The organism is Solibacillus sp. R5-41 (assembly GCF_002736105.1).
In the GTDB taxonomy this organism is placed as follows: Bacteria; Bacillota; Bacilli; order Bacillales_A; family Planococcaceae; genus Solibacillus.
Map to the genome: position 1 here is coordinate 1,960,191 of NZ_CP024123.1, position 19,919 is coordinate 1,980,109.

Consider the following 19,919-nt stretch of genomic DNA (forward strand, 5'->3'; position numbering starts at 1 on the left):
GTAGTAAATTTTTTTAAACTTCTTTTAGAGTATATATGGTGGGTTTAACGTAAGCCGAAACGGGACATTACGTTTAAATAAACTATTATTAAAGTCGTTTATGTTCTGTTTATTTTCAATGTAGTTGGGACAAAAATATCGATGTTATTCATTCGACATAATAACATGTTAAAATTAATTCCATGATAGACGGGAAAGGACAGATTTAGTATGAATTTACATGAAGTTACCATTTTACTGGTTGATGATGAACCAGCCATTCTGGATATGTTACAGATGGTATTAAATAAAGAAGGTTTTAGACAAATTGATAGTGCAAGTACTGCACAAGAAGCGTTAATGGCATGCGAAAGGAAACGATACGACATGATTCTTTTGGATGTTATGCTGCCAGATAAGAGTGGCTTTGACATATGCCCATTTATTAGAGAGACGACAGATGCCCCGATTTTATTTATAACAGCTAAAAATTCAGATCTCGAAAAATTAACGGGCTTTGCAATGGGAGGTGATGATTACATTACAAAACCTTTTAACCCATTAGAAGTAGTAGCGAGAATGAAAGCACAACTACGCCGTGTTAAATTATATGACGATGAAAGAACACAGAACATATTTTTAAATTCATTTGTTTATGATTTTGGACGATTTCAAGTTAATGAGCGCGCAGGGGAATTAACAGTTGCGGGACATGTAGTTTCCTGTCCAGCTCAAGTGTATCAATTACTGTTATTTTTTTGTAAGCATCCAAATCAAATATTTACAAAAAGTCAGTTATATGAAGCTGTCTGGGGTGATCATAGCTTTGGTGATGATAATACGGTTACAGTCCACATTGGCCGTATTCGGGAGAGGATTGAAAAAGACCCAAAGACCCCTCAGTTTTTGTTAACTATAAGAGGACTTGGATATAAATTAATCCAAAAAGAGGTTATGTAATGAACCGAATTAGTCGTCGACTTACCTTTACTTTTATCTCGCAAATTGTTTTTGTATTGGTGGCTTTAGCAATTGGCACAATTTTTTTTTTAGTGTATGTTGGTATGCAATTAGAAAGTGAACCCGAATTACAGCAATTATCGAGTAGCAGCAATAGTACACTAAGGCAAACATTTTCGATAGAGAATGGCAAGGTGTTATTAGATTCAAACAAAATTTCTGAGTTAGAAAAAAGGGGAGAATGGTTACAAATAGTAGATACACACGGGAAAGTGTTGGCATCTTCCAAACTTCCATCGGATGTTCCTTCGCAATATACACCTGGCCAATTGGTAGCTTTTTGGCAGCAAAGCATTCCTTTTCCTTACGAGCTCACTATTAGTCAGGAGGAGAAAAGTGGACATACTTATTTTGTTTTAGTTGGTCAAAAACATGATGCGAGACAGCTTGCAGAAAAACTAGCATTAGAATGGGATGGCTATCAATTTTCTCAGCGAGGAGAACAGCTATTGAAAGAAGCAAATGGAGCATTACAAATTTATTCATCAAGTGGGGAAGTAATCCAAAAGTTTGGTAAAGTAAAAAAGCCTAAGGAGACACTCATTCTTGATGATTTACTCGGTGATGAGGCTGATAATCTTAGAAATAATGGTGGTCAATATGTATATTATGATGCTGAGAAACAGCAGACATGGGTTGTTGAGTTTGCGTCAGGAGCTGTGATGATGGCAGAAGATGGTGATAAGACATCATACTATATTGGGAAAGCACTTCTTATATATGGAGTAGCCCTTATTTTATTCATAGTAGCCACAGCATTTTGGTATGGCAAACGATTTGGGCAACCATTTCTTTATATTGTTAGTTTAATACAAACGTTGGCGGATGGTAAATATCACGAACAAGATGCTAACAAAAATGGTATTACACTAAATCGTCGTGGAAAAATGAAGCGTTCCTATCATTTATTTAGAGAAATTAATAATTCTCTGAATGATTTAAAACAGAAACTAGAGCAAAACGAAACGCTTCGTAAACAAATTGAACAAACTCGCGAAGAATGGATTGTTGGTGTCTCTCATGATCTAAAAACACCGTTATCTTCTATAAATGGCTATGCACATGTCCTTGAATCAGCACCTTACAATTGGTCACAAGAAGAATTTCAACGTATAGGAAAAACAATACGAGAGAAATCAACATTTATGTCTGACTTAATTGATGATTTAAGTTTAACGTATCGCCTGAAAAACAATGCATTACCCATGAATCGACAAATCCAAGAAGTGAACGAAATCATTCGAAGGGCCGTTATACATTTTATTAATGATCCTCAATTTACGACTTACGATATTTCTTTTTATGCTTCTGAAGAGCCGATATTGTACCTACTCGATATGAAATGGTTTACCCGTATAATTGATAATATGATTTCTAATGCTATTAAGCATAATCCACCCAGAACGAAAATTGATATTATTGTTCAAAAAGAAAGCGATAATCTCTTCACAGTTCGTATAAATGATAGTGGTAATGGGATGGATCAATCAACTTTAGATAAGTTATTTGAACGATACTATCGAGGAACTAACTCAGAGGAAAATACAAGTGGTTCAGGTTTAGGTATGAGCATAGCTAAACAGCTAACAATAGCCCATGGTGGGGAAATATTCGCATATAGCAAATCAGGAAGGGGAACTACGATTGTATTAAATTTCTACTCCTGATTGGAGCTCGATAGTTTTTTCGGGAGGCTTTATGATGAGTGCCAATATTCCATTATTGGTGTCATTTTCGACGTGATAGGAAATCATTTGATGATAAAAATCGACATCGTTCTGCTGTTTACTGTGATGTCCATTACGATTTTTATCATGCAAAAAGTGAAGAAGTAAGTATAAATCAATTACGCCTCGGCTAGCTTTTGTCCAGATTTTTATTTTGAACACGCTCGTAAAACTCATCTAAAAATCTGCGACATTCGCCAGAGATATTAACTTGCTTCTTCTGAAGCAAGTTAATGTAGTGGATTTATGTTTACTTATTAAATGAGATTTAGTTTACATAATACTTTTATTGTAAAGGAAAATGAAATGAAAAAATTACTATTGCTTTGCGTAATGGTCTTACTATCGGCCTGCTCAGAGCCAGAAGAAAATAAATCGGTTGCACAGATACTTCCGAGTAAGGAAAAGGAAACACCCCCAACTTATAATTCACAAGTGGAAATTTACACACTAAATGGGGTAACAACGGGTTTTGTCATTGCTGAGGAGGAACGAAGTAAGTGGATTTTAACGAATGCAAGTAACGTATCCAATCATCCGAATGTGCTTATTCATGAGGAGTTGATGCTTTTTGGAGAGGTGCAAGGAATCGATGTGCAGCACAATATGGCCATCATTCATATGCGAAATAGCCATGATTTCAATGTGATGAAGCTAGTAGATACGCCAGTTGTTGGAGGAATAAATGCTGATACGAATGAAATGCAGTATTTTACAACGGTTGCAGCGGATGGTGAACCTATTCAAGCTCCAAAAGATATAATTGAAATTTTATTAAAAGAAACAATGGATAAACCAATAAAATGGCAAGAGCGTTTTAAGAAAAATGCCCAGCTGCAAACAGCAGAAATCGAAAGTTCAAAAAATTCGATTACAAATTTATACGATAAAAATATATTCACCTATAATCCAGATCAGTTGAAAAATTTTGCGATGACATTCATTACACAATTGAATGCTGGAATTGAAGCACATAATTTAACGAGTCTAGAACCTTTTGTTGCGTCAGATGATGTTTTAATAAACCTAGAATATGTAAAGAAGCCGATTAAAAAATTTAAAGTAAAAGAGGCTAAGAAAGAAGGGGTTTATTATTTCGTCAATGGGATTGATGAAGAAAAAAATGAAGTGCGCCTTACGATTATTAAGCAGCAACAGCAATTTCAAGTGATCGGTACGAATTTAATAGAAAAATCGAAAATAGAGGACGAAAAAACACCTGTTATTACGCTGCAAAAAGAGGCCATTGAAGAACAGCGACCGGCTTTGCACCTGTTTTTACAGAAGCATTTACCCGCGATTAAATTAAAATCCCCCTCGGATCAAACGGTATTTTATTTGAAGCATCAAGATAAAAAAATAAGTGTAAATATTGAAGGGGAAGAGGGGACAAAAGAGCCTTTCTATTGTGAGGAGCTTGTCGCAAATGACGCACAAAAAAAGGTTCAAATAATAGGATGTACGGGTGGAAAACAGGATCAATATGTATGGGATTATGAGTAAAACGGTTTTTTCGTAGAATAGGCCAGGAAAACAGGACTTTTAAGTATCGGTCATACTTAAAAGTCCTGTTTTTATTTCTTTATTTTTAACTGAATAATAAGTTTACTTTATCTGCATCATCCAACTGTTTTTGTATGAATGTTTTTAATTCATCTTCACTTTGCAACCCGCTAAAATCTTCTCCATACCAATTTTGCAAATCTTCTTTTGTTATTTTGTATTGCTGGTTACCGAAAATAAATGTTATCCAGTCTACATTTTGAACTAAAGCAAATAAATATGTGGAGTTATAAATAGCAGTTTTTTTATAATTTTGTTCCGACTCTAACCAATCATAATTCAAAATAATGCCATAAGGTTTCTCTCTAGTTTGCAGTTCAAACCCAATGGTGCAGGATGGTGGGTTTGTGCAGCGATTTTATTTCCTTGTAACCACAAAGCGAAACGAGTAAGTCTACGTCCGAAGATATATTTCACAACACGCGTCCCATTTTTTCCTATTTTCGGATATGTAAATGATATTCAGCTGAAATTTCGCTATAAAACGTAGGGATTTTATAATTGGATCCTAATTATAAATGAAAATGAATCGGCTATATAATATATTGAATAATTGGATTGCATATTATACGACACTATTTAGTAAAAAATTAAAACCTTTTTAGCCATCAAGAAAAAAGGGATTTACCAAATAAGTGTGTAATAAACAAGTAAAGCGAACATTATTTTTAAAAAAATTTACTCATTCATCTAAGGAGAGAAACAATGTATTTTCCAAAGCAAATTGAACTCATCGAAGTCGGTCCACGTGACGGGCTACAAAATGAACCGACTTTTGTAGCGACAGAAAAAAAACAAATACTTGTAAAACTATTAGCAACAACAGGGGTAAAACGAATTGAAACAGCTTCATTTGTTCATCCAAAGGCAGTACCACAAATGGCGGATGCAGCGGAAATGGCGCGTTTTAGTTTAGGACAAGGACTGTCTTTTCTAACATTAACACCAAATCAAAAAGCACTTGAACTGGCCATTCAAAATAACGTGACACAAATTGCAGTTTTTGTAGGTGCCTCGGAAACGTTCAATCAAAAAAATATTCGACGAACGATTGATGAATCTTTAGTTGAATGCGCGGAAATGTTTGCTCGGGCAAAAGAGGAGAAATTATTTATTCGAGGTTATGTGTCCATGTGCTTTAGCTGCCCGTATGAAGGGGCGATTGCGTATGAACAGGTTGAAAAAGTTGTACGTTATTTTGTCCAGCATGGGGTAGATGAAATTTCGATAGGTGATACAAATGGGCAAGCCAATCCAAAAATTGTTTATGAGCGTTTTAAGAAATTAACAGAAGATTTTCCACAGACTGTTTTCGTCGGGCATTTTCATGATACAAATGGATTAGCCCTAGCAAATATTTTAGCTGCCATGCAAGCTGGGATTGAAAAATTTGATACGTCGATCGGCGGTTTAGGAGGTTGTCCATTTTCACCAGGAGCAACAGGCAATGTCGCAACAGAAAAAGTGGTTTCGATGCTGCATCAAATGGGCATTGAAACGGGTATAGATGAACAATGCTTAGGGCAAGCAAGTGCATATGTTCAAACAATGTTTCTATAGCTAAAAAAGCATAAATAAACATTTAGTTTACATAATCATGTTATGTAAACTAAATTAGTTCGTATCCTATTGAAAAACATAGTATAATAAAAAGTACTATGTTTTTTACTGGAGGTATTATGTTAAATCTTGCATTGCAACAATTGAAAACGTATTTTGGCTATGATGCATTTCGTCCAGGACAATCCAATGTGATCGAAAATGTTTTAAATCGCAATGACACGCTGGTGATTATGCCAACAGGTGGCGGGAAATCACTTTGTTATCAAATTCCAGCACTTTGTTTGGATGGGACTACAATCGTTATTTCACCACTTATTTCACTGATGAAAGACCAGGTGGATATGCTTGTGTCCAGTGGAATTGAGGCGGCGTTTATTAATAGCTCATTAAGCTTTGAGGAAGTACAAAATGTGATGTACCGCGTGAGAAGTGGGCAAATTAAGCTGTTATACATAGCGCCAGAGCGTTTAGAAAATGAACGATTTTGCCAGGAACTTGCTCAAATTCAAGTGCCAATCCTTGCGATTGACGAGGCACATTGTATTTCGCAATGGGGACATGATTTCCGTCCGAGCTACCGAACAATTCAAAAACTACTTACTTTGTGGGAAAATAAGCCGACAATCCTTGCGTTAACTGCAACAGCTACAAAGGAAGTTGGCCAAGATATTCGTGAATTATTAAGCATTGAACAGCAGAGCACATTTATTACCGGCTTCGAACGCGATAATTTAAAGTTTTCGGTATTGCTTGGCGAAAATAAAGAATCATTTATTAAAAGTTTCATTAAAAATAACGCGAATGAAGCAGGAATTATTTATGCCTCAACACGTAAATCAGTCGAGGCGGTCTATGAGCTGCTGGCAAGAGCTGGGGTGAAGGTCGCTAAATATCATGGTGGGATGGCTGAAGAGGACCGAACATATGAGCAAAACCGCTTCTTAAATGATGAAGTGCAAATTATGATTGCGACAAACGCTTTTGGAATGGGGATTAATAAGACGAATGTGCGCTTTGTCCTTCATTACAATATGCCGCGCAATATCGAAAGCTATTATCAGGAAGCGGGGCGGGCAGGACGTGACGGGCTACCGAGTGAATGTATTTTACTGTATGCGTCAGCGGATGAGCAAACACAGCGTTTTTTAATAGACCAAGCACAGGATCGATCGAGAATTCCAATGGAGCTCACTAAGCTGCATAAAATGATTGACTATTGTCATACAGAGCAATGCTCACAGCGCTATATTGTAGACTATTTTGATGATGAGCAAAGTCATTCGGACTGTGGTCGTTGTGCGAATTGCTTGGATGAACGCCCAAAGCAGGATGTCACTGAGGATGCACAAAAAGTTTTGTCCTGTATCGTGCGCATGGGACAAAAATTTGGTAAGCAAATAACAGCCTCTGTATTGGCAGGCTCTCGAAGTAAAAAGGTATTAGAGTTTAGCTTTGAAAAGTTGCCGACGTATGGAATTTTACGACATATGAATGCTAAGGAAATTGCCAGCTTTATTGAGTTTTTAATCGCTGAAAAGCTCATTCAAGTGAGTAATGGGCAATTTCCAATCTTGTATATTTCCGATGAGGGGAAAACGGTGTTAATGGGTAAGCAACAGGTGCTGCGCAAGGCAATGTTGCCAATTAAAACGGTCTTTGAGGAAAATGATCCGCTATTTGAAGTGTTACGAAAAATTCGTAAGGAAATTGCCGATCAAGAAAAGGTGCCACCATTCGTTGTCTTTTCAGATAAATCACTAAAGGATATGTGTGTACGTCGTCCGAAAACGAGCACACAATTTTTAGAAGTAAGCGGTGTTGGCGAAAGTAAGTTAGAGAAATACGGAAAAACATTTGTTGACGCGATTAAAGCGTATGAATAGAGGATAAATAAAAGCGCACGAACGTCGATGTAGCATCGGGACGTTCGTGCGCGTTTATTTTTTAGCCATGGACTAAATTTATCCGGGGTTCAATCCCCGGATAAAAAAAGGTGAATTTCAAATGAAGTACTGATTTTACAAGTCAATTATTATGTATTCCATAATATTTTTTGCACAATAAAAAATGCTGTTTTTCATGTATACCTAGTAAATCAATACATTGTATTAAATTTGGATAATGAGCTATTGGATCCGGGTAACGTATATGTCCAGCTACGTTATCGTTAATATTAGAAAGCATTTTTTCTAAATACCTAGTTTCAATATCTAGCTCGTTAACTAACCATTTAAATGAAATTTTCTCTTTAATATCTTTTGGAGGCACGATAACAAATGGTGCTTTCATAGGTTTGTTGTGTTTTTCTTTATATTCAGTGTATATATCTTCACTATGAAATTTGTATGACTTTCCTCTTCTTATTGTAGCAATGGGCATAGCAATCGGTAAAAACGGTTTGTTTAACTGTCTAAATAGTCTAACCATTAAGTATAAATGGTAATATGTTTCTCCAAAAGACCACTTGTCTTCAAGTGGACGTTCCCATTCTTTATTATTATAATTTTTTAGCTCATTAGCAAATTCTTCTCGCTGCTCATAAATCACGTTGAAATATTTTTTCATGTACCTACTTTTCATAACGTCTCCTCCGAAAATAATCTAAAGTTTTTTTTATCTGAATTTAGAGTATAACACAGTGATGTTACATAATTTACCTATTCAGAATGCATATTACCAAACTTTAAATTAGTGCAACGTTAGAAAAGTTTACTTATTTCCAGTGGTCCGTAATAAATTCATCACGGCCCGACTTTGCTCGATCTTCTTTATAATGAGCTTCTTCTTTTTTATAATAGTCTTGGTGATATGCTTCTGCTGGCCAAAACGTTTTAGCTACTGTAATTTCCGTAACAATCGGCTTTTTAAAACGGCCACTTGATGCGAGTTGTGCTTTCGATTGCTGCGCCATCTTTTCTTGTTTTTCGTTATGTGTGTAAATGCCCGTTTTATACGATTCGCCGCGGTCTTGGAATTGACCACCTGCATCTGTTGGGTCAATTTGCATCCAGTAAATTTCAAGTAATTGCTCGTAGCTAAACTTTTCTTCGTCAAAAATTATTTCAACAACCTCCACATGACCAGAATCACCGCGCTTAACGTCTTCATATGTAGGATTTTCAAGATGGCCACCCATATAACCACTTGTCACTTTTTGAATTCCTTCCCATTGATCAAACGGCTTGACCATACACCAAAAACAGCCTCCCGCAAATGTTGCTTTTTCCATTTCATACCCCTCCAATTATGTATCCTTTTTTCATATTTAATAAGTATATAAATATGTTGAATTCTAACATGGAAAGAAAATTCAATCAAATTTCCTTTACTTAGTATACAATTGTAATAAATAGGTGAATGGTATAATAAAAAAAGAATTAAGATATTTTTTATTAAGTTCTATTGATTTACCTAAAAAGGGGTGTTATGAAATGGAAGAAAATACGCGCCAAACGCGCAACCAAAAAAAGAAAAAGCTTCGTAAAGGTCGTTTCATTATTACCATACTCCTATTAGCTGTTATAGCTACTAGTATTTATGTGTATGCGCAATATAAAAGTGGTTTAGAAATGGCCAGTGATACGAAAATACCTGTGGAGGACTTTCAACCAGACGAATTTAAGGAGCGCGTTGAAACGTATCTCATTATTGGCGTAGATGCACGGGGGACAGAAAAATCTCGTTCAGATACAATGATGTTGCTAGCGTGGAATCATGACACGAATGATATGAAGCTCGTTTCATTTATGCGTGATATTTATGCGGATATACCTGGATACCAATCATATAAGCTCAATACCGCCTATTATTTAGGGGGCGTACCTTTACTCAAGGCGACATTAAATGAAATGTTTGACCTCCCAGTTCATCACTATGCCTTAATTGATTTTAAAAGTTTTGAAACATTAATTGATATTTTGGCGCCAAACGGAATTGAAATGGATGTCGAAAAAAATATGGGCGGCGAGATTGATGTTGAGCTTAAAAAAGGGCTACAACAGTTAAATGGTAAGGAATTATTAGGTTATGCACGATTTCGTTCGGATGCAGAAGGCGATTTTGGTCGTGTAAATCGTCAACAAAAAGTGATTGAAGCATTAAAAGACGAAATGCTTTCTCCAACGAATGTGAAAAATTTCCCGAAACTTGTCGGGGCAGCGCAAGGATATATTACAACCGATTTAACGAGCACTGATCAATTGTCGACGATTTTTAAAGCAATAGCAGGGAACGGCGAATTAGCTATTGAAAAAATGACGATTCCAGCAGAGGGGATGTATAAATTTGCGAATTATCGTCATGCGGGATCCGTACTCGAAATTGATGTCGAAAAAAATAAACAATTGCTTCATGATTTTTTACAATTGCAGGAGTGAGCATAGTACCTTTCTACAAAATCCATGATAAGATAAAGGAAATATGAAAATTTGGTAATATGTTGGGGTGGTATTTTGGGAAACGACTATGAGAGAAATGAAAATAAGCGTCCATCACAAGAAAAATCGACGTTTTTCTCCACAAGCTTCATCCGATTTTTAGGTGGGAAAAATTTATTATTTTTCCTATTGATTACGCTGTTATTAGGTGTCATCATCTTTGTTTACGATAAAATCTCTTTTATTTTTGTACCGCTTCAAGTCCTGTTTAAAGTCATTATCTTACCAGGTGTATTAGGCGTTATTTTATATTATTTATTACGCCCACCTTTGAAATTACTTGTTCGATGGAAGGTGCCGCGCGCATTAGGCATACTCATTTTATATATTTTAGTAGCTGGCTTTATCACATTACTTGCGCTACTCGTATTTCCGTTTTTACGTGACCAATTCACGAGTTTAGTACAGGAATTCCCAGTTTACTTTATGTCTGCTGCCGAGAGCGTTGTGTCATTTTTAAATAATTCTCGCATTAATGAATATTTCCAAACCGTTAACTTTAACTATGATGAATTTTTAACGGATTTCCAAGATGACCTTGTTATTACTGTAAAAGATACAATGGCCAATATTGCGAGCGGTGTTGCATCAGGGATTACGGGATTTCTTTCCGCCGTTACGGGGATTTTGTTATCACTTGTAATCGTGCCATTTATTACGTTTTATTTATTATACGAAGGCGAAAAGTTGCCGAAATTTATTTTGAAGATTTTCCCTCCACGTATGCGTGACGGGATCGGCGAAGTTTTCCATGATATGGACAAGCAAATTAGCTCGTATATTCAAGGTCAAATTTTAGTGTCCTTTTGTATCGGTGTGATGATGACCATTGGCTTCCAAATTATTGGTCTTGAATACGCACTACTTTTAGGGTTCCTGGCGATGATTACGAGTGTTGTTCCGTACTTAGGGCCTGCAATTGCGGCTACACCAGCAGCAATTATTGCAATTGTGAATCCGGGATACATGATTGTCAAATTAGCTGTTGTTTGGACAATCGTTCAGTTAATTGAAGGAAAGTTTATTTCACCTCAAATTATGGGTAAATCGTTAAGTATCCATCCAATTACGATTATATTTGTTTTGTTAACAGCAGGTTCGTTATTCGGTGTACCAGGGGTTATTTTAGGACTTCCAGGATATGCCTTATTAAAAGTTTTGATTACACATGCATATCGATTATTTAAAAAACGTTATAACGAATTCCAAACAGACGAAGCGAATTTGTATGAGAAAAAAGCAAATTGATTTTAATAAAAAAACGACAATTGATATCGAAATCAATTGTCGTTTTTTCAATAGAACGCTTAATCTGTTAATGTTTTTAACCGATTCACCGCTTTTTGAAGTTGTTCTACAGGCTGAACTAAAGCTAGTCGCACAAATCCCTCTCCTGCTGTACCAAAAGCTGTACCAGGTACCATGATAACACCTGTTTTTTCAATGGCTTTAAAGGCAAAATCAACACTGTTTAAGTTGCTCGGATATTTTGCCCAAACGAACATGCCGCCATCACTTGGAGCGACTTCCCAGCCAATGGATGTTAAGCCTTCCATTAATGTTTTGTGGCGGTCGGAAAAGGTTTTACGGAGATTAGCAGTTACTTCTTCCGAATTATCTAACGCAAGGGCTGCCACTTGTTGGATCGGCTCGAAAATACCAAAGTCTAAATTTGATTTTAATTGCTTCATAATGGTGATCATTTCAGCATTTCCAACAATATAGGCAATCCGCGTTCCAGCTAAGCTAAAACTTTTGGAAAGCGAGTTTATTTCAAGTCCTACTTCCATTGCACCAGGTGTCGCTAAAAAGCTAATAGGTGCATCTCCTTTAAAGTAAAACTCTGAATAGGCTGCGTCATGCAACACAATGATGTTATACTTTTTAGCAAATGCAACAACTTCCTCGAAATATTGGATGGTAGGCATTGCAGGAACGGGATTCCCAGGTAAATTTAAAATAAGTAGTTTTGCTTTTTGAGCGATTTCTTCAGGCACGGCTTGTAAATCAGGTAAATAATTGTTTTCTTTCGTTAATGGCATATAGTACGGCTCCGCACCGGCTAAATGAATACCAGCATCATAGGCAACATAAGCAGGATTTGTTGTTAAGACGATATCACCTGGATCGCAAAATGCGACAGGTAAGTGTACTAACCCTTCTTGTGACCCTATTGTTTGGACAACTTCAGTAGCTGGATGGAGCTTCACATGGTTGATTCGTTCATAATAGCGACATACGGCTTCGTTAAACATTTGAATACCTGTTAAAGTATAACCATAAGAAGAAGAAAGGGCAGACAATTCTGACATTTTATGGCGTAATTTTTCTGATGGTGCAATATCGGGGCTACCTAAGCTTAAATCGATTAGTTCCATACCCTTTTGTTGCTGTAGAATTGCGTGATTTTTTAAGTCTCCAAAAATGGCGGGTGCAAATAAAGTCATTTTGTTGGACGGTTGGATCTTCATATGTATCACTCCTCGTTAACTTTTAAAATGTAAGCCCCATTTTAGCATACTCATCGCTTATAATGGAAAGTAAATCAGAAATCAGAATTATTGTAACTTTAATCAGCAGTCGTCGCATAAATTTACCGAATTATAATTGATAAAAAGGAGAAAATGATGGATATTTATTCTTTAAGTGGTCCAAGTGGAACGGGAAAAAGTACGAGTGCACTGCAATTTGCACATGATCATCAAATTCAAGCCATTATTGATGATGGTTTATTAATTGTGAATGGTGAAAAAGTGGCAGGTACTTCTGCAAAATTCGAAAAACATGTTGTTACAGCTGTTCGCCGCGCCATTTTTGATGAGGAGTGGCATCAAGCCGAGGTGATTCAAGCACTACGCAATGTGCAAATCCAATCCATCCTCATTATCGGAACTTCTGATAAGATGACGAAGAGAATCGCTAAACGCTTGGAACTCGGTGATATTCAGCACTATTTTTATGTAGAGGATGTCCGTTCAACGAAGGAAATTCAAATGGCACGCTTTGTTCGTGAAATCCAGGGAAAACATGTCATGCCAGTTCCGTATAAGCAAGTGGAACAAAATTTCTTCAAACGGCTCGTGCAAAAAGGGAAAGAAATATTTTCACCGAATCGAGAAAAGTTAGGGGAAACGACGATTGTGCGGCCGGATTTTCATCATCAAACAATAACGATTTCCCATGCGGTTTATACGGATATTATCAAGCATGTCGTAGCAAATAATCCGTATGTGACTCGTCTGAATCATTTACATTTCTCTATAGCATCTGTTCCAACGATGCGAATGGATGTATCCACTTTAGCACCGGTCAATTATTATGTGCCTGACATCTTAAAGCAATTGCAACGAGAAATTGCGCAAAGCTTTTTATTTCATTTTCAGGTGGAGCCAGAGGATATTCATATTACATTATCGAATACCGAGTCGAAAAAATCGCATTAAGGGCGGGGGATGTAGTAAGTCCACCATCATTTCAACTGATGATGGATTTACTATGAGTGTTTTATTTATAAAAAATATCTGTGATAAGAAAGACCAGTTTATTCTTATTCACTCAATCTTAATTTTTCATAACCCTTCACAGATAACGAAGGACATCGTGCACATTCCATTTACTAGTAGGGAATACTGAATTATTAGTAGTATATCTCTCAGTATATTCAATAATCTCAAATGATTTTATTATTAACAACTCACAAACAAATTCATCATAAGTGAACGTTGTGATGGCGGTGTTTCATATGTATAGTCCGTTGGAGGTGAAACTTATGAAAAAAGAACGCGTTTTTTCACAAAGCATGTTTTTTGGATTAATTCTTTCGGGTATTGTATCTTCTGCTCTTCTTTTTTTATCTAGGTTTTTTGCGGGAGGCGTAATGAATTTCAGAGAAGATATTTGGATGTACATAATATTCGCACCTGCTTTCGCTATTGGGTTTGGCGTGTTGGGCTTATATCTTTACAACCATCCAAATCGAAGCAACCAACAAATGTGGGAAATCACTGCAATAAGCGTCATTGCTATGGCAATGTTTAGTGGAACTGTTGGTATGGCTATTAGCGAGGTCATTTCTCATGGCTTCGAAGGTGCAAATCTTTTCGGGCAGATTCTTTGGGGTTTCATGTGTGCATTATTCTCATTACCTATTACCATACCATTAGGTAAGCTAATAGTTGAAGTTTTGGCGGAATTCGTTGGAAGTATGAAAATAAGGATGTTGTGAAAGAGATTGATTGTACAAAGAATAATAGAAGGAATAAAAGGTATTAGAGCAGGGGATGCGCTAAAATTAAATGATTATGAAATGATAAAAGAATGGAATTCGAAACAAGAGCAAACTCCAAACTGAATGATGGTAGTTTGCTCTTGATTTAATTCGTAAATATCTGATTGGCATTTTTATAATTTCCGTGAGAATAGCGGCTGGCGTTTTTCCACGAATGCGCGAACACCTTCTGTGAAATCAGTTGGAGAGACGAATGGTGTGGAACCTTCCCAAAGCGCAGGTGTTGAATCGACACATTCCTTCACAGAGCGTTTTACCGCCAATAAGGAATCCGGTGACATACCTGCTACCAGCTTACCCATGCGGATTGCGAAACGATTTAAATCCTTTTCTGCGACTAAATAGTTGAGCATACCCGCTTTAAACGCTTCTTCGGCTTTGTACATACGGCCTGTAAAGACGAAATCTTTCGTTGCAGATGGACCGACTAAATCAACTAAGCGCTTCGCAAATTTATTATTTAACGTAATGCCTAATTTCCCAACTGGAATGCCCATTTTTGTTTTTTCAGAGCCAATGCGAATATCACAAGCAAGCGCGAGTTCAAGCCCCGCACCCATTGCTGGTCCATTAATAACACCAATGACTGGAATCGGTAAATTTTCGATAATAGAAATGGTTTTCTCCATATGGATGAATGCTTCTTCGGCTTTTTCAAGTGAAATAGAATTAAATTCTTTAATATCAGAGCCCGCTGTAAAATTTTCTCCTGAACCGCGTAAAAGTAATACTTTATTTTTAGGATTTTCTAATGTGCGTAGGGCAATTTTCGCTAATTGATCCCACATATTTGCCGTTAATGCATTTTTTAATTGGGGACGATGGATGGTAATGATGGCTAATCCAGCCGTTTCTTGATAAATGATTTTTGCGTCTTCCGCCTCAAGCCTTGTGGTACGTACTTGCATAACCTTATTTCCTCCTAAACCTTTATTGCGACTATTATAGCCTATCTCCTATGGTTTAACATGGCATATAGAACTTTCAAGTAAAATGACGTAATATACAGAATGTTTAGGTAGATACTCTTTCGAAAGTAGGTGCTTTCCGTGTTACAATAGTAAAAAAAGGGGGAATGACCATGGAGCAAATTATGCCATACGTAAAGGCATTTGAGGCATATTTACGTTCAGTCAATAAGTCTCCCTACACGGTAAAACAATATACGTTAGATGCAAAGCAATTTGCCGAAATTGTTGCAGTGCAAACAACCATTGAAGATGCGCTACAAATGTATGAGGAAACGATTACAAAGCAGTATCATTCGGTTAATTCAATCAATCGAAAATATGCGTCAACACGTCATTTTTTAAGCTTTTTACAACTAAGAGATGTCATAAAAAATTACTCGCCGAAATACCTTCAGCCGTTAAATAAAGAACAGGCTGTAATCAAAACATTAGAACAGCATCAAGCAAAAAAAGCGCTGGCCGTATGGTTTCAAAAGTATGAGCAGGCAAAAACAGATGAAGATGCGTGGCTTGCATTACGCAATGCGACCATCGTAGCAGTCATTGCGGAACTTGGGATTAAATCCGCGGAAGTTGTTCGAATGGAGTGGAAACATTTTCATGAAGCTTCCCAGCAATGGACGGTCATTGCGGCGAAAAAGTCTCGGAAATTACCGCTCTCCAACGCGCTAATGAAGCAGCTTTTATATTATCAAGAAGAAACGCTCAAATGGATGCCGATTGCTAGTGAAGTGTCCGTCGTTTGGCTAGGACTTGGTAATAAAAAAGGGCAATCCATCACGGTCAAAACGGTTGAACGTATCTTTTTTACGATTTCACAACAGGTTAGTTTTAAAGTTACTACGACCAATTTGCGATACCGCGCCATGCAAAATGAGCTTGCCGATTTTAATAAACTAACTGAGTTATATGAACAATTTGGCTATGCACGAAAAGGTGTTTTTACAGAACGACAGCAGCGCATGACAAAACAAGTAAAAGAATGATCTTGCTTATTGTAAACTACTAATTAGTGCGAGTGTATAATGATGGAAGATTCACAATATGATACAATAATTAAATAAAAGTAAAAGGGGGAAATTCAAATGGCTATTTCATTAATGGAAGCTTATATTATCGAAACATTAAAGGTGCATCCTTATACATATAAGGAAGTAGTCGGGTATTTACAGCATGGGGATTTGGAAATTTTTTCGAAAGACTATGATTATGATTTTACGTTATTGCAAAAACTATATACTACGGATGAGACCGAGTTTAAAGCCGCTTACACAGAGCGTTATACGGTAAAGTACGTAACAATCAATGGGTTAATAGGACTTTTACGCATGAGATTTGGCATTGTGGATGGTTTTACTAAGCATGAAACAAGTGTATCTGGCATAGAAGTGAACGCAGAAGTAGAGGAAGCGATTCGCTTTATGCTCTCGTCCAATTGGAATGTCACTCGTGAAGGGAATACCATTACGATTTCAGCATAGGAGATGTCAATGAATTTACTAATATTGTTGATTGTCGCTATAGTAATTATTCCGTTGTTTTTTAAGGTTTTAGGCAAGCTTTTTAAATGGGTGATCATTGCCATTATTCTCTATTATCTTTATACAAATTTTATAGCGGTCGGTTAACGAGTCAATGGGAAGGAAGAAGGTGTTTTTAGTGTTTGCTAAAATACAAGAGCAAGATTCTATTGAAACGTACATTGAATCACCAGAGAAGTTAAAAAAGCTCTATAAACGTGTGCTTTTCGTTGTTAGTCTGTCACAAATTTTTGGTGGTGCAGGGCTCGCTGCGGGTGTTACGGTCGGTGCATTATTAGCCCAACAAATGCTTGGGACGGATGCTTATGCTGGGCTACCTGTTGCTTTATTGACTTTAGGTTCAGCATGCGCGGCTTTTCTCGTTGGGAAACTGTCACAAAATCGTGGGCGCCGTATCGGACTTTCGACCGGATTTATCGTAGGTGGTCTTGGTGCGATTGGTGTAGTCATCGCGGCAATGATGAATAGTGTGCTGTTACTTTTTGTCTCGCTATTATTTTATGGTGCGGGGACGGCGACGAATTTACAAGCCCGTTATGCAGGGACAGATTTAGCTAATACGAAACAAAGAGCAACGGCCATTAGTACGACGATGATGATGACGACATTTGGTGCAGTTGCTGGTCCGAATTTAGTCGGCGTAATGGGGGATTTTGCGACATTCGTTGGTATCCCTTCACTTGCTGGTCCGTTCATTTTATCGGCAGCAGCCTTTATTTTAGCGGGTATTGTATTATTTATTATGCTTCGTCCAGATCCACTACATATAGCGAATAAAATCGCAACGTATCAACAGCAAAATGGACAGTTTACAAATATTGATGTACAAAAGGTGAATAATAAAAAAGGGTTAGCAGTTGGTGCGACTGTTATGGTGCTTACACAAATTGTAATGGTAGCGGTCATGACGATGACACCGGTTCATATGCAACACCATGGCTATGATATGGCTGATGTAGGATTGGTCATTGGTTTCCATGTCGCGGCGATGTATTTACCATCCTTATTCACAGGGATTCTTGTTGATAAAATAGGTCGAACAGCTATGAGTATTGCTGCGGGCGTTATATTGTTACTAGCGGGGTTATTTGCGGCGTTCGCACCGAATGATTCCTTACTTTTACTAATTGTTGCACTATCCTTACTTGGACTCGGATGGAACTTCGGTTTAATTAGTGGAACAGCTCAAGTAGTCGATTCGACAGAGCCTTCAACACGAGCAAAAACGCAAGGTAAATTGGATGTGTTAATCGCATTAGCAGGCGCATCTGGTGGAGCACTGTCGGGAATGGTCGTAGCGAGTTCAAGCTATGATGTGTTAGCTTTAGCTGGTGGATTACTAGCTTTACTTTTAATACCGGTAGTTATTTGGTCTCGGAAAACTTAATAATTGAAAATCGCGGTGCTTCCTGTATGGGATAGCGCCGTTTTTTACATGTGTAAACGGTAAGCATCTGCGCGACGAGCAATTAACAGAGCTACTATTAGCATATATTGCAATGAACAACGATTGAATTTGAATAGGAGGGGTCGATTTTAACGGAAATCATACATTGTTGGACTGGAAGACAGGGGATGTAAACGGAGACGGTATTTTAGATACCGTCTATTTATATGGTAATGTCGATGGATCACCAAGTATCTTTGCCGACAACATTACGCTGGTGATTCGTGATGGGTGGTCAAATAAAAGTACAATCGTTCATTTTAAAAACAACGCGGGATATAATGCTAGGTTGTTTCTTGGCGACTTTAATAAGAATCATATACCAGACATTATGGTAAGTATTGATACGGGCGGGAGTGGCGGATATGGCATCTTTTATATCTATTCCTTCAAAAACAACAATTTAACTGAGCTGTTTAACTTTGATAAATATAATGAAGAATACAAATTCCAATTAAATTACGCCGATTTTTATAAGGTTCGTGTTGAAAGTCACTCACCTAATAGGTTGTTCATTATAGACATTAGCACCAAAGGACCTGATTACTTATCAGAGTATTACGACGCCAATGGACTACTTAAAAAACCGATAGAAGGCGGGGTTCTAGCCTTAGGAGCTGTTTATCCGATCATTACAACTAACAAAAGCTATAATTTTGACTTAGTAGCTCTACAGCGTATTATTGGCCCAACAAATGTAGATACGTTAGGATACGTTGAAAACCTCCTGTCATGGAAAGGTTCACAATTTCATTCAAATCGCTTGTCAGTTTCAATACCATTTTGAAAAAAAACCACCCTTATGAAGGGAATTGTTAGCTGTATTTGCACCAAAAGTAAGTGAAGAATTGAGGCGAGAGGATGTTGCTGATGGAGAAAAGTAAAGATATAGCCTCCATCAGTGGCTGTCACAGATTTTGAAATGATTAATTCGGCAAGCATAATTCAAAAAATTGACGCAATTATGCCGAGGTGTAATTGATTGATATAAACATAATTTTAAAATTAGATTCACTAATCTCATAGCATGATGAATCAAGCCTGCTCAATTATTAATCTGAGAGGGCTTTTTATGTTACATATTAAACGGTGGTTTGATAAACAATAGTTTTTCTCTAAATTGTAAAAATAATCCCAAATTTATCCATAAAACACTCTTTTTAAAAATCGCTCTGAGACGATTTGACCTATACCTACACCCACAAAAGTTAATTTCACTTCGTCTGAATGCGAAATTACAAAGGTAGAATATATGTTCTGTTTAGAGGTTGGAATCCGTAATTTTTATCCATTTTATTACAAAAAGTGAAGGATAATGCTTGTAAATCCAAATAAAGTTCCCAAATATGAATTTGGGAACTTTATTTCATGCTATAATAGTGCT

General features: G+C 37.0%; 19 protein-coding genes. 14 read left to right on the plus strand and 5 right to left on the minus strand.

Translation table 11 applies throughout. The features are described from left to right. Positions 1–210 precede the first annotated feature (210 nt). The 4 genes from CSE16_RS09400 to CSE16_RS09415 all read left to right on the plus strand — a co-directional run bounded on the left by CSE16_RS09400 (position 211) and on the right by CSE16_RS09415 (position 4,229). Positions 211–939 carry a response regulator transcription factor gene (locus tag CSE16_RS09400; protein ID WP_099423655.1) on the plus strand — a complete coding sequence of 243 codons (729 nt, stop codon included), beginning with the start codon at positions 211–213 and terminating at the stop codon, positions 937–939. Further along, complete coding sequence (locus tag CSE16_RS09405) at positions 939–2,666, plus strand: sensor histidine kinase (protein ID WP_099423656.1); 1,728 nt, start codon at positions 939–941, stop codon at positions 2,664–2,666. Before CSE16_RS09400 ends, CSE16_RS09405 begins: the two co-directional genes overlap by 1 nt. Before the next feature lie 38 nt (positions 2,667–2,704). Next, the gene (locus CSE16_RS21330) at positions 2,705–2,860 is read left to right on the plus strand and encodes a hypothetical protein (RefSeq protein ID WP_157764779.1); all 156 of its coding nucleotides are present in this window, start codon (positions 2,705–2,707) and stop codon (positions 2,858–2,860) included. 172 nt (positions 2,861–3,032) lie between these two features. Next, positions 3,033–4,229: a hypothetical protein gene (locus CSE16_RS09415; protein ID WP_099423658.1), complete on the plus strand. Its 1,197-nt coding sequence runs from the start codon at positions 3,033–3,035 to the stop codon at positions 4,227–4,229. An 85-nt stretch (positions 4,230–4,314) separates the two neighbouring features. On the opposite strand, the gene CSE16_RS09420 is transcribed toward CSE16_RS09415, so the two are convergent. Then, on the minus strand, positions 4,315–4,617 hold the full coding sequence (locus tag CSE16_RS09420; RefSeq protein WP_099423659.1) for a DUF4825 domain-containing protein: 303 nt from the start codon (positions 4,615–4,617) through the stop codon (positions 4,315–4,317). 377 nt (positions 4,618–4,994) lie between these two features. Between CSE16_RS09420 and CSE16_RS09425 the strand changes: the two genes are divergently transcribed. Together CSE16_RS09425 and recQ are read left to right on the plus strand one after the other, a co-directional pair. Next, complete coding sequence (locus CSE16_RS09425) at positions 4,995–5,849, plus strand: hydroxymethylglutaryl-CoA lyase (RefSeq protein ID WP_099423660.1); 855 nt, start codon at positions 4,995–4,997, stop codon at positions 5,847–5,849. A 119-nt stretch (positions 5,850–5,968) separates the two neighbouring features. Next, positions 5,969–7,735 (plus strand): DNA helicase RecQ, encoded by a 1,767-nt coding sequence (gene recQ / locus CSE16_RS09430; RefSeq protein ID WP_099423661.1) that lies wholly within the window; start codon positions 5,969–5,971, stop codon positions 7,733–7,735. 142 nt (positions 7,736–7,877) lie between these two features. Here recQ and CSE16_RS09435 read toward each other — a convergent pair whose 3' ends face one another. After that, the gene (locus CSE16_RS09435) at positions 7,878–8,432 is read right to left on the minus strand and encodes a DinB family protein (protein WP_253896221.1); all 555 of its coding nucleotides are present in this window, start codon (positions 8,430–8,432) and stop codon (positions 7,878–7,880) included. A gap of 133 nt (positions 8,433–8,565) precedes the next feature. Further along, positions 8,566–9,081, minus strand: coding sequence for a peptide-methionine (S)-S-oxide reductase MsrA (gene msrA / locus CSE16_RS09440; protein WP_099423662.1), 516 nt, complete (start codon positions 9,079–9,081; stop codon positions 8,566–8,568). A 202-nt stretch (positions 9,082–9,283) separates the two neighbouring features. Here msrA and CSE16_RS09445 point away from each other — a divergent pair, with 202 nt between their 5' ends. Together CSE16_RS09445 and CSE16_RS09450 are read left to right on the plus strand one after the other, a co-directional pair. Beyond that, a complete protein-coding gene (locus CSE16_RS09445; protein WP_099423663.1) occupies positions 9,284–10,228 on the plus strand; it encodes an LCP family protein in 945 nt (314 codons plus the stop codon). 75 nt (positions 10,229–10,303) lie between these two features. After that, positions 10,304–11,536: an AI-2E family transporter gene (locus CSE16_RS09450; RefSeq protein ID WP_099423664.1), complete on the plus strand. Its 1,233-nt coding sequence runs from the start codon at positions 10,304–10,306 to the stop codon at positions 11,534–11,536. 59 nt (positions 11,537–11,595) lie between these two features. Here CSE16_RS09450 and CSE16_RS09455 read toward each other — a convergent pair whose 3' ends face one another. Beyond that, positions 11,596–12,759 carry an aminotransferase class I/II-fold pyridoxal phosphate-dependent enzyme gene (locus CSE16_RS09455; RefSeq protein WP_099423665.1) on the minus strand — a complete coding sequence of 388 codons (1,164 nt, stop codon included), beginning with the start codon at positions 12,757–12,759 and terminating at the stop codon, positions 11,596–11,598. Positions 12,760–12,915: 156 nt separating this feature from the next. On the opposite strand from CSE16_RS09455, the gene CSE16_RS09460 reads away from it, so the two are divergent. Both CSE16_RS09460 and CSE16_RS09465 read left to right on the plus strand, forming a co-directional pair. Further along, on the plus strand, positions 12,916–13,731 hold the full coding sequence (locus CSE16_RS09460) for an ATP-binding cassette domain-containing protein (protein WP_099423666.1): 816 nt from the start codon (positions 12,916–12,918) through the stop codon (positions 13,729–13,731). Positions 13,732–14,057: 326 nt separating this feature from the next. Beyond that, entirely contained in the window at positions 14,058–14,513 is a 456-nt protein-coding gene (locus CSE16_RS09465; protein ID WP_099423667.1) for a hypothetical protein, read from the plus strand. Between the two features lie 176 nt (positions 14,514–14,689). Here the strand turns inward: CSE16_RS09465 and CSE16_RS09470 are convergent, their stop codons facing one another. After that, positions 14,690–15,484 (minus strand): enoyl-CoA hydratase/isomerase family protein, encoded by a 795-nt coding sequence (locus CSE16_RS09470; protein ID WP_099423668.1) that lies wholly within the window; start codon positions 15,482–15,484, stop codon positions 14,690–14,692. Positions 15,485–15,657: 173 nt separating this feature from the next. Here CSE16_RS09470 and CSE16_RS09475 point away from each other — a divergent pair, with 173 nt between their 5' ends. The 4 genes from CSE16_RS09475 to CSE16_RS09490 all read left to right on the plus strand — a co-directional run bounded on the left by CSE16_RS09475 (position 15,658) and on the right by CSE16_RS09490 (position 19,322). After that, on the plus strand, positions 15,658–16,533 hold the full coding sequence (locus CSE16_RS09475) for a tyrosine-type recombinase/integrase (protein WP_099423669.1): 876 nt from the start codon (positions 15,658–15,660) through the stop codon (positions 16,531–16,533). 99 nt (positions 16,534–16,632) lie between these two features. Further along, positions 16,633–17,028 carry a hypothetical protein gene (locus CSE16_RS09480; protein ID WP_099423670.1) on the plus strand — a complete coding sequence of 132 codons (396 nt, stop codon included), beginning with the start codon at positions 16,633–16,635 and terminating at the stop codon, positions 17,026–17,028. Positions 17,029–17,206: 178 nt separating this feature from the next. Next, positions 17,207–18,475: an MFS transporter gene (locus CSE16_RS09485; protein WP_253896222.1), complete on the plus strand. Its 1,269-nt coding sequence runs from the start codon at positions 17,207–17,209 to the stop codon at positions 18,473–18,475. 169 nt (positions 18,476–18,644) lie between these two features. Beyond that, positions 18,645–19,322 (plus strand): VCBS repeat-containing protein, encoded by a 678-nt coding sequence (locus CSE16_RS09490; protein WP_253896223.1) that lies wholly within the window; start codon positions 18,645–18,647, stop codon positions 19,320–19,322. The last annotated feature ends 597 nt before the right edge of the window (positions 19,323–19,919 follow it).

Bases quoted from the DNA above. Each gene is read 5' to 3' on its own strand.
- CSE16_RS09400 (WP_099423655.1), top strand. From the start codon at position 211: ATGAATTTACATGAAGTTACCATTTTACTGGTTGATGATGAACCAGCC.
- CSE16_RS09405 (WP_099423656.1), top strand. From the start codon at position 939: ATGAACCGAATTAGTCGTCGACTTACCTTTACTTTTATCTCGCAAATT.
- CSE16_RS09415 (WP_099423658.1), top strand. From the start codon at position 3,033: ATGAAAAAATTACTATTGCTTTGCGTAATGGTCTTACTATCGGCCTGC.
- CSE16_RS09425 (WP_099423660.1), top strand. From the start codon at position 4,995: ATGTATTTTCCAAAGCAAATTGAACTCATCGAAGTCGGTCCACGTGAC.
- recQ (WP_099423661.1), top strand. From the start codon at position 5,969: ATGTTAAATCTTGCATTGCAACAATTGAAAACGTATTTTGGCTATGAT.
- CSE16_RS09435 (WP_253896221.1), bottom strand. From the start codon at position 8,432: ATGAAAAGTAGGTACATGAAAAAATATTTCAACGTGATTTATGAGCAG.
- msrA (WP_099423662.1), bottom strand. From the start codon at position 9,081: ATGGAAAAAGCAACATTTGCGGGAGGCTGTTTTTGGTGTATGGTCAAG.
- CSE16_RS09445 (WP_099423663.1), top strand. From the start codon at position 9,284: ATGGAAGAAAATACGCGCCAAACGCGCAACCAAAAAAAGAAAAAGCTT.
- CSE16_RS09455 (WP_099423665.1), bottom strand. From the start codon at position 12,759: ATGAAGATCCAACCGTCCAACAAAATGACTTTATTTGCACCCGCCATT.
- CSE16_RS09460 (WP_099423666.1), top strand. From the start codon at position 12,916: ATGGATATTTATTCTTTAAGTGGTCCAAGTGGAACGGGAAAAAGTACG.
- CSE16_RS09465 (WP_099423667.1), top strand. From the start codon at position 14,058: ATGAAAAAAGAACGCGTTTTTTCACAAAGCATGTTTTTTGGATTAATT.
- CSE16_RS09470 (WP_099423668.1), bottom strand. From the start codon at position 15,484: ATGCAAGTACGTACCACAAGGCTTGAGGCGGAAGACGCAAAAATCATT.
- CSE16_RS09475 (WP_099423669.1), top strand. From the start codon at position 15,658: ATGGAGCAAATTATGCCATACGTAAAGGCATTTGAGGCATATTTACGT.
- CSE16_RS09480 (WP_099423670.1), top strand. From the start codon at position 16,633: ATGGCTATTTCATTAATGGAAGCTTATATTATCGAAACATTAAAGGTG.